Genomic DNA, 1,556 nt, shown 5'->3' on the forward strand with positions numbered 1-1,556 from the left:
TCACCGACCTCCTCGCCCCACTCCCGCTCGCCGGCGACTTGAAACCCGCGCACCGCCAGGCCAAGCCGCAGCGCGGCTACAGCCTCACATCCGAGCAGGCCTTCGCCCAAGGACTCGTCCATGCCCGCACCTACTACAAGCAGCGCCAGCATCTCGCCGTCGCAAAACACGACACCTTCAACGGCTACCCGCTGGGCCACTGGCTCACCAATAAGCGCGCCGCCCACACCCGCATGCCCCCGCACCAAGCCGCCGCCCTCAGCGCGCTGTACCCGTGGTGGAACGCGCCCTGGAGCATGCAGTGGCAGCGCATCTGGCACCAAGCCCGCGATCACACCACCATCCACGGCCCCCACACACCCGAGACAGGCTTTCCCACCACCAGCTACAACCTGGGCGAATGGCTCTACCTGCAATGCGTCGCCTACCACGCTCTCCACCCCGGACAGCAGCACCTGCTCGCCGAGATCGGTATCGACGCCGCGGCGGCCGCATCAGCTCGGCCCCGACGGCGCAACCTCAAAGCCGGCGCGGAACAAGCCCTCGCCCACGCCCGCTCCTACGCCGCCGAACACGGCAACCTGGCGTCCGTGACCTCGGCAACCGTCCACGACGGTTGCCGCCTGGGACAGTGGCTCACCAACCAGCGCAACTACCAGCGCACCGGCCACCGCCCCCTGCCCGCCGGCCGCGCCCAAGCTCTCACCGCGATCGCCCCCTGGTGGTGCCCGCTCTGGGGCCTACGCTGGCAGCGCAGCTACAACCGGGCCCGCAGCGCCGTCCAGGGCCGCCCTCTGAAACCTGAAGACAGCTTCCGCGACCTCCACAACCCTCCTGTCGTGGGCTGGCTGCGCCGCCAGTGCGCCACCTACGGGCAGCTCAGCAAGGGCCAGCAACAACTCCTCGCTGACGCTGGCATCACGGCCGGCGTAGCCCGCACGGCTCGCGAACATGCACGAACGGCCGCGAGAACACCCGCTACCGCCCCGGTCCCGGACTCGGAAGACACGACCGGCCAAGCCGGAAAGGCAGCAGGTCCTGCACCCCCCACCGGTGCGCGGCGCGCACGACGTGCCACCGAACCGAAACGTCCCCGCGAGCCCCACAGCCGCCTGGGACACCGCGCTGATCTGAGGCAAGGCTTCGAGACAGCCCTGGCACACGCCCGCGCCTACGCAGCCGCACACGGTCACCTCGCAGCCCCCCGCGACACCCGGTGCGACGGATATCCGCTGGGGTGGTGGCTGTTCGGCCAGCGCAACCGCGCCAGACAACGCGCCCGAGCCGGGCAGCCGCCCTCACCCCACCTCCAAAGGCTGGCCGCGATCGATCCATGGTGGAACCCGCCGTGGGATCTGCACTGGCAGCGCAACTACTACCGTGCCCGCGACCACATCGAAGCCGGCGAACCCTTCGACCCCATCGCCCGCGTCCCTGCACCGAACACCGCCCTGGGCAGCTGGATGACCCGGGCATGCCTGCGGTACGACCAACTCCACCCAGACCAGCAGCACCTGCTGAGCACGATCAGGATCACCGCCCAGACAGCCGGCCAC

1 protein-coding gene is annotated in these 1,556 nt (G+C 70.1%); it reads left to right on the forward strand.

Annotation, left to right across the window (positions count from 1 at the left end; translation table 11 throughout):
* Positions 1-1,556, forward strand: a 1,556-nt coding sequence (locus FGF04_RS39125) for a helicase associated domain-containing protein (protein ID WP_188114426.1), incomplete at both ends; no start/stop codon positions are given.

Source organism: Streptomyces apricus (assembly GCF_008369065.1).
Taxonomy (GTDB): Bacteria; Actinomycetota; Actinomycetes; order Streptomycetales; family Streptomycetaceae; genus Streptomyces; species Streptomyces apricus.